This window comes from Enorma massiliensis phI (assembly GCF_000311845.1).
Taxonomy (GTDB): domain Bacteria; phylum Actinomycetota; class Coriobacteriia; order Coriobacteriales; family Coriobacteriaceae; genus Enorma; species Enorma massiliensis.
This window is the reverse complement of sequence record NZ_HE978574.1, coordinates 415,597-423,850: the sequence shown is the minus strand read 5'-3', so window position 1 is coordinate 423,850 and position 8,254 is coordinate 415,597. Positions and strand designations below refer to the sequence as shown.

The 8,254-nt window shown below is 59.8% G+C and carries 7 protein-coding genes; all 7 read right to left on the bottom strand.

The window, feature by feature from the left end; translation table 11 throughout:
* On the bottom strand, positions 1-913 hold a 913-nt coding region (locus tag HGEM_RS10310; protein WP_019127668.1), incomplete at its 3' end, for a CehA/McbA family metallohydrolase domain-containing protein.
* 165 nt (positions 914-1,078) lie between these two features.
* Complete coding sequence (locus tag HGEM_RS01700; RefSeq protein WP_019127667.1) at positions 1,079-2,104, bottom strand: ABC transporter ATP-binding protein; 1,026 nt, start codon at positions 2,102-2,104, stop codon at positions 1,079-1,081.
* On the bottom strand, positions 2,104-2,934 hold the full coding sequence (locus HGEM_RS01695) for an ABC transporter permease (protein WP_019127666.1): 831 nt from the start codon (positions 2,932-2,934) through the stop codon (positions 2,104-2,106). The genes HGEM_RS01700 and HGEM_RS01695 overlap by 1 nt, the downstream gene beginning before the upstream one ends.
* Positions 2,931-3,833: an ABC transporter permease gene (locus tag HGEM_RS01690; protein ID WP_230197202.1), complete on the bottom strand. Its 903-nt coding sequence runs from the start codon at positions 3,831-3,833 to the stop codon at positions 2,931-2,933. Before HGEM_RS01690 ends, HGEM_RS01695 begins: the two co-directional genes overlap by 4 nt.
* A gap of 65 nt (positions 3,834-3,898) precedes the next feature.
* Positions 3,899-5,053, bottom strand: a complete 1,155-nt coding sequence (locus HGEM_RS01685) for an ABC transporter substrate-binding protein (RefSeq protein WP_230197201.1) — start codon at positions 5,051-5,053, stop codon at positions 3,899-3,901.
* 344 nt (positions 5,054-5,397) lie between these two features.
* Positions 5,398-6,777 (bottom strand): outer membrane protein assembly factor BamB family protein, encoded by a 1,380-nt coding sequence (locus HGEM_RS01680; RefSeq protein ID WP_081580768.1) that lies wholly within the window; start codon positions 6,775-6,777, stop codon positions 5,398-5,400.
* 465 nt (positions 6,778-7,242) lie between these two features.
* Positions 7,243-8,254, bottom strand: a 1,012-nt coding sequence (locus tag HGEM_RS01675; RefSeq protein WP_081580767.1) for a threonine ammonia-lyase, incomplete at its 5' end; no start/stop codon positions are given.

The window sequence follows — 8,254 nt, the reverse complement described above, 5'->3', positions numbered from 1 at the left end:
TACCGCGCAACTCGAACTCAGCATAATCCAAGAGCGGGCCGCCAGCGGAGCGGCGCGTCTCGCCCACTCCCACCGGACCTCCTGCAATAAGGCTCACGCGTTCGCAAGGACTGCACGCTACCCAGGCGCGTCCGTCGCGTACGCCCCAGTTTTCAATCGAAGGGCCGCTCGACGCATAGAACGCCCCCTCTACAAGCGCGCGCACCACCGCATCGCGCGTGAGCTCGGGAGCAGCGACCATCACCCAGCCGCCAAAGGAATCGGGCAGATCAGGCGCATTGTGGTTATCGTCCGATGCCACGCCGCCCAACCGTTGCCCACGACGCAGCATAAGATCCCAGAACAGCGTATCGTGCCCGAGCGCGCACTCCTCCACCGTGCCGAAGTTGTGTACCTCGATGGCAAAGCAGCCCTCGAGCCCCACGACGTCCGCCGGGTCTACGCGGCTCCAGATAGGATGGTTGTACATCACAGCGCAGCCATGCGCGGCCAAATCGTCCACCACCTGCTGCGCCACGGCGCGGCCATCCCAGCCGCCTCGGCATATCACCGGCTCCAGCCGCTCCATGTGCGCAAACCGGCGCGGTGCAGCAGCAATCATCTCGTCCGTACCCAAGATGCCGTGAATATGGTGCGTGGCCAGGCGCGCGTCTTTGCCGTCATCGGATACCAGGACCGCCGAAGCTTCAATGCCGGGCAAGATGATGAAGTCCTCCGTATCAAAAGCACCGGAATAGTCGGTAAACAGATCGTGATCGGAAAGGCAGAGGAATTGGTAGCCGTGCGACCGGTGCTCGGCTACCGACTGCTCGGGCGTCCAGTGCCCGTCGGAGTTGACCGTGTGGCTGTGCAGGTTCCCCTTATAGCGAGGCAGCCCCTCCGGCAGTCCCGTCTGATCGGCAAAATGCGTCATGGTTCATCCTTAGCTGAGACACCTGCAGGCAAGCAGGTAGTACGTGATAGAGGTAAGCCCTGGCAAAATGCTCCCAAATGCGCTGCGCGAGCAGCGACGCATGCGCCAACATGTGCGCACACACCGCCGCCCGCGCGTCTGGAAGGAGCGTCTCCGCACGCAGCGCTACGCCGCGGCGGGAATGACCAGGCAATCGTGCTCGGGAATGGTCAGGAACACGTCATCACCGGTATTGAACATGTGGAAGCTGCGGAAAAGCGCATCCACACGCAGCACGGTGGCGCCCACGCGCACGGTGTAGCGTAGCACGTTGCCGCGCGGCACACTGTCCACGACCATGCCCTTGACCACGTAGCAGCCGTCGGCCTCGGCGGGGCGCTCGGTCGTGATGCCGATGGTCTCGGGACGGATGGCCACCACGTTGCCCGCCGGCACCACCGTACCGGCCAGTGCGCCAAACTCCTCTGCGCTCAGCTGGTTGTAGCTGCCGATGAAGCTCGCCGCGAACTCGGAGACCGGGCTCGTGTACACCTCGACCGGGCTGCCGGCCTGCTCGATGCGCCCGTCATGGAAGAGCTGGATCACGTCGGACATAACCATGGCCTCGTCCTGGTCGTGCGTCACGAAGATCGAGGTCAGGTTGAGCTCTTGGTTGATCTCGCGAATGCGCGATTGAAGGGCTTTGCGGAGCTTCGCATCGATGGCCGAAAGCGGCTCATCGAGCAAGAGCACCTTAGGCTCGGTCACGATCGAGCGGGCGAGCGCCGCGCGCTGCTGCTGGCCGCCGGAAAGGCTCGCGGGGTAGGCGCGCTCTTTGCCGGTGAGCTCGACCATGGCGATGGCCTCGGCCACCTTCTTGTCGATCACGTCCTGCGGGGTCTTCTGCATCTTGAGGCCGAAGGCGATGTTCTGCTCGACCGTCATGTTGGGGAACAGGCTGTACTGCTGGAACACCATGCCGATGCTGCGCTTGCTCGCCGGCACGTTGGTGATATCCTCGCCGTCGAGGATGATGGTGCCCTCAGTGACCTGCTCCAAGCCAGAAAGGCAGCGCAGCAGGGTGGATTTGCCGCAGCCGGAGGGGCCAAGCAGCGTCACAAGGTCACCCTTCTCGATACCGAAATTGATGTGATCGAGGACGGTGTTGTCGCCAAAGCGCTTGACGACGTCGCGGAATTCAATATAGGCCATTACTTGGTCTCCTTCTGGATAGACGAGTTCTGCAGCTTCAAGACCACCGCCGTCACGAGCGCAACCACCACGAAGATGACCACGACGATGGCGCTGGAAAGGCCGCTCGAAACGTCCATATTCGCCTGCAGGAACACCTGGATGTTCTGGTAGTTGGTGCCCGCGATGTTGTTGGCGAGCACGAAGTCGCCGAAGATGATGCTCTCGGCAAGCAAGCTCGACACCAAGATGCCGGAGAGGATGTTGGGGAGCACCACCTGCACGTACGCGCGGAAGCGCCCGCAGCCGAGCATCTCGGCCGCTTGGATGAGCATCTCGGCATCGATCGAGTTGAGCGCGTTGCGAATACCCTGGTAGATGTAGGGCAGCACCAAGATGGTATACGCGCCGAACAGCATGAACAGTCGGTTGGAGAGAATCGTGCCCGTACCGGTGTAGAGCGAGATGATACCGATCGAGAGGATCACGCCCTGCAGCGCATAGGGAATCATGCAAAGAAACTGCATCACGCCCGCAAGCTTGCGATTGACGGCCACGACCACATACATGGCAGCAAGGATGAGCACGATGGTAATGATCACGCTCACGATGCACAGGATCAACGTGCGGCCTATGGACATCCAGAATGTGGTGTTGGAGAACAGCTCTACATAGTTGCGCAGCGTGAACCCAGACGGCAGGATGTCGGTCCATTCAACGAAGAGCGAATACACGAGCGTCACGGCGAACGGAATCAGCAGATACAGGGCGACGGCACCCAGGAAGATCTTGCCGGCAAGGGAGGTCTTCTGCTGGGGCGCAACGCCGGCAACGGCGTTCTTCTTGCTCATACGATCTCCCTCCCCTTGGCAGCACGGCGCGTGAAGTAGTTGTTCACGAGCGTGCAGATGACCATGAGGGCGATGAGCACTATGGCGAGGGCACCGCCCGTGGCGGCATCGGTCTGCACGTCACCACGGAAGCGCGAGGTGATCTGCAGCGCCAAGAGCGCGTAGTTGTTCATCACGAGTGCATAGGCCGTTGCGTAGGCAGCAAGCGCGTTAGAGAAGAGCACCGACAGCGTGCCCAGAATGGAGGGCATGAGGTTGGGGATCACGATGCGGAACCAGTAATCGAAGGTCGAGGCCTTGAGAATGGTTGCCGCCTCGCGCCATTCCTTGCGGATGCCTGCAAACGCCGGGATGAGCAGCAGCGTGGCCAACGGAATCTGGAAGTAGATGTACATCATGACCAGGCCGTCGGAGCCATAGAGATTGAAATTGGCAAGGAACGGGATGTTGAACTGCTCGCCGATGAGCGTGAGCACGCCGGCGTTGCCCATGAGGATCATGAACGCGAAGGCCAGCGGCACGCCCGAGAAGTTCGACATCATGTTGAGCACCATGGTGAAGCCGCTGCGAACGCGCGGGCTCGCCTCGGAGCAGAAGCGCGCCGCAAGGAACGCCACCACGATGCCCACCACAGCAGAAAGCAGGCTGATCCACACGCTGTTCCAGATGGACTGCGTATAGAGCGGCGTAGTGAACACGCGGATGTAATTCTCGAGGCCAAGCGCCTCGGAGTCGCGGCCGATCACCGAATTAAGGGCGAGCTGCGCCAAAGGGGCAAGCTCGTAGAGAATTACCACGAGGAAGAACGGAACGATGGCGATGTAGGCCATCCAAGGACGGCGCTTCGCCGTCTTCGCCTTGCTCGCGGTTGCCGGCTTAGCACCGACACCTTGCTGCAAAACGTTTTCCATACAAACGACGGGGCGCGATAGATCCCGCCCCGTCTAGCTCCTTTCGAAATTCCTTAGCTCAGAGCCGGGATGACATTCTCCTGGTACCAGGTGATGAGATCCTGGCACACGCCGCTCCAAACGGACTCATCCACCGTCTGAACCTGATCGCCGTACTGCTCGTCGGGCAGACGCATGGCGGCCACGTCGTCGGGCAGATCCACGTCGCGGATGGGGGTCGCGTAGCCGCGAGCGAGGTTGATCTGACCCTCGTCGGAGAGGATGAATTCGCGGGCGAGGCACGCGGCCGCCGGGTGCGGAGCATACTTGTTGATCACCGTGCAGTAGCCCGACTGTACGCTCGCATCCTGCGGGATGCTCACCGTGAAGGAGGCGTTGGGGTTGTTCGTCTGGATCTGGTCGCGGTAGTTGAGCGAGTTGTAGTCCCAGTTGATGCAGACATCGATCTCGCCGGACTCAAGACGCGCGAGCGAGGCGTCGGCGACATCGAGGCGGCCGGCCTCGGCAAGCTCGAGCAGGAAGTCATAGGCGGGCTGCATGTTGTCGATGTCACCGCCGAGCGCGTAGGCGGCGGCGAGGCTCGCGTACTGGGCCACGGCGGCGGCGGTCACGTCGCCCACGCAGACCGTGTAGTCGCCGTCGAGCAGGTCCTGGAAGCTCGTGGGCGGATTGGAGACCGTGGCGTCGTTGGACATGAAGGAGATGGTGCCGTAGTAGCCCACGATCCAGTCGCCATCGTCGTCCTTGGCCCAGTCGGGGATCTCGTCCCAGTAGCTCGTCTTGTACTTGAGCGTGAGCTCCTGCTCCTCGGCAGTAGGGCCCCAGGACTGGCCCACGTCGCCGATATCCTTGGTGCCGTCGGTACCCTCCTCGCGGAACATAGCGAGCTCCTCGGACGAGGACATGTCCTGATCGGCGTGGGCGATGCCGTACTCGGCCTCGATGTCTTCCCAGGTCTCGACCCAGTTGGCCCAGGTATCGGGCATGCCGACGGACTGGATCTCGCCCTCCTCCTGCGCCTGCGCGATGAGGTCTTCGAGCGGCATCTCGTTGTAATCAACGGCAGCCGCATCACCGGAGCCATCATCGCAACCGGTCAAGGCGCCGGCAGCTACCACTGCCATGCCAGCGCCCGCCAACATGTTGAAGAACTGGCGGCGAGAGACACCGCGCTCCATCGCCATGCGCACGATCTTTTCCGTATCCACGTTTACTCCCATCGTCTTCATTGCCTCTATGGCTACGTTGCAACAAAAAGCAGGACAACGATATCGAAGGGAGGAACAGAGGATACCCCTTGCGCCGAAAGGCTTTCGCAAGGCTGACGGAATCTTACGATTAGCTAACAGATGCTGCGTTTTTCCTTTTCATGCGCGCGCGTCTGTAAAGAATCGAACGCAGGGGAATCGGGCGTCCCGGGAAAAGCCGATGCGACGCGAGCAGCAGTCTCTACGCATTGCGGCCTAATAAAGGAGCCCAGACGCGAAAAAGCTGCTACTCGCAATGCACGCGGAGAATCACAGGTAATGACTCTCTGCTGTTTGCCTGCACGCTACCCGAGCGCGATGGCATACAGGTTTTGCCTGTCGGTATTGCCCGACACCACATACGCTGTACCGTCCTCAACAAGCAACGGCTGATCCCAGGCCTGATGCGTCCTGTGAACCTCGGTGGTAAGCTCGGTCATTTCCAGCGCGTTTGGCAATTCGTCGAGCCCGATACGGTAGATACCCCCTTCGCCCAGATACACCGCCGATCCATCAACAAGCGTCGGAGTTGACTCGATTTCCCGCGCAGGAACCGAACCAACGAGCTCAAGCGTTTCCGCATCAAAGACGTTGCACGCTCCGTTGCTTGCGTCATGATCTGGGTCGAGCACCGTGCTCCCAGCACTTTCATCTATAGTCGGCGCGTTTACCAGCACATAGCCATCGAATACAAGTGGCATCGCACCAGAGGGTGTGCGTTTGTCATCATCAAGGCCGTCGGTCGAACAACTTATGTGCGCCTGCCCATCGCCATCGAATGCGACACGGCACAGCGTCCCTCGACGCGTCTGAAAATAGACAACGTCCCCAGCCTCTCCATCGTGAGAAAACCCGGTAGTAATCATATCGTCCACTTCGAGGTGCTGAACAATCTCGCCGTCAGCATAGCTCACCAGAAGACACGCCGCTTCGGTTCCCGCTGGAACCAACAACCCATAAGGGCTTGCGTAGGGGTACCCGCGATTACCCGAGGCGATGATTCGACTATCAACCGTTACGTTCCATTGCAGCGTTCCCGTACGTATGTCTATACAGGCAAGTCGAGATGTCGCTGCAAGTTCATGCGAGGAGACCCCAATATAGGCATTTCCATCAAAGATGGCAAAATCGGTTGACTCCCAACCGACAACGATAGGCGGCTCTTGGTCGCTCCCCTCAAGCTGCGTTGCAACGTCTTCATCTTCGACGGAGATGACGGAGACGTTCCACCTTGCCTCCAGCGTATCGGCATCGAATGCTGCCACGCGACCCCATCTGCAAAACACGAGCACATAATCGCCGGCGAGCGCCAAAGCCTGTTCGATATTGCCCCAAGATCCATCAATGGCCTGCGTACACAGTAACTCGCCTGTAGCCTTGCTGTAGCTACGCAGCTCGTTGCCGGCGCCGATGAACAAGCGATCGTCGTTACCGTCGATTCGACTCGTCTCTGCCTGCCCGTTCACGATAACGGAAGCCCCGAGTTCTTCGCCGGATAAAGCACCCTTGCTTACGCAAACCTCAGCATTCCAATGAATTGGGCCTGCGACACGCTCCGACCCTTCATGTTGAGCATGAGAGGATTCACGACCCGAACAACTGGACAGAGCAGAAGCCGATAACAACCCAAGTGAACTGAGTATTCCAACGCATATCGCTGAGCGACGAGTATATACCGACTTCATGTTCTTATTCCAACTCGTACGTTACAGGATAGGCATCAATAACCGTCACGAAATCTTCGGCATAAACTTGAATATATCGCATACCTTCATGCTCCTTTCGACATGGCCCACACCTCATCAGCCAAGACGGAAACATGACTTCTTAACTATATGCTTTATTCATCATATTATGATTATTATTATGCGAAAGGCGTGCATACAGCGCTCGGCGGTAGATGAAACGAGTCGTCACTGACCCCGAATTGACCACGTCATGATGCGTGGTGCAACCGATAAAAACAACCGAATCGATGCAGGAAAGGGCATTCATCAACCCGACAGCTTTCATCACTCCTGCTGCCCCAAACTCCCTCCATGGCGCGAGCAGCAGCCTCTACGCATTGCGGCCTTTCAAAAGCATGCCGAAATGTGCAGATGCCGCCGCCCGCTCCGTACGGGGCTTCTTTGCCGGCCGCTCCGGCTCCGTCACAGCATGGTGGCGCTGAGCTGCGGCTCGAACCCTGCTGCGCGCAACGCCTCCATAATCTGCTCCTTGTGCGAGGTGCCGTATGCCTCGATGGTCACGCGGAGCTCTACGGCGGCGTTGCGATTGGTGCTCACGAACTGGTTGTGCTCGAGCTTGATGACGTTGCCGTTCTGCTCGGCGATGGCACTTGCCACCTTCACGAGCATGCCGGGGCGGTCGGGCAAAAGCACGCTCACCGTGAAGATGCGGTCGCGCGCGATGAGCCCGTGCTGCACGACCGAGCTCATGGTGATGACGTCCATGTTCCCGCCAGAGAGGATCGAAACCACGCGCCGGTTCTCCGCCGGCAGGTGCTTGAGAGCCGCCACGGTAAGCAAGCCCGAATTCTCGACAATCATCTTATGATTCTCAACCATATCGAGGAACGCTACGATGAGCTCTTCATCGGGGACCGTGATGACGTCGTCCAAATTGGCCTGAAGATAGGGAAACACCTGGTCGCCGCATTCAAGCACCGCTGTTCCGTCGGCAATGGTGTTTGCGCTCGGCAGCTTCACCACATGCCCCGCCTCGAGCGCGCGCGTGAGCGAGGGGGCGCCTTCGGGCTCCACGCCGATCACGCGGATCTTGGGATTGTAGAGCTTGGCAAAGGTTGAGACGCCGCAAGCCAGGCCGCCACCGCCCACCGGAACGAGAATGGTATCTACGAGCGGCAGCTCGGAAACGATTTCCATGGCAATGGTACCCTGGCCCGTTGCCACCACGGGATCGTTGAAGGGGTGGATGAACGTATAGCCGTGCTCCTCGGCAAGCTTCATGGCGTATTCGCACGACTCATCGTACACGTCGCCATAGAGCACGACCTCGGCTCCGTAGCCTTTGGTGCGCTCGACCTTGATGAGCGGCGTCGTCGTGGGCATGACAACGATGGAGCGCGCCCCGGCGCGAGAGGCGGCAAATGCCACGCCCTGCGCATGGTTGCCCGCGCTCGCGGTGATGATACCGCGCTCC

What these genes read in the sequence shown, in the direction of transcription:
- HGEM_RS01680 (WP_081580768.1), bottom strand. Translation starts at nt 6,777, where the DNA reads ATGAAGTCGGTATATACTCGTCGCTCAGCGATATGCGTTGGAATACTC.
- HGEM_RS01700 (WP_019127667.1), bottom strand. Translation starts at nt 2,104, where the DNA reads ATGGCCTATATTGAATTCCGCGACGTCGTCAAGCGCTTTGGCGACAAC.
- HGEM_RS01695 (WP_019127666.1), bottom strand. Translation starts at nt 2,934, where the DNA reads ATGAGCAAGAAGAACGCCGTTGCCGGCGTTGCGCCCCAGCAGAAGACC.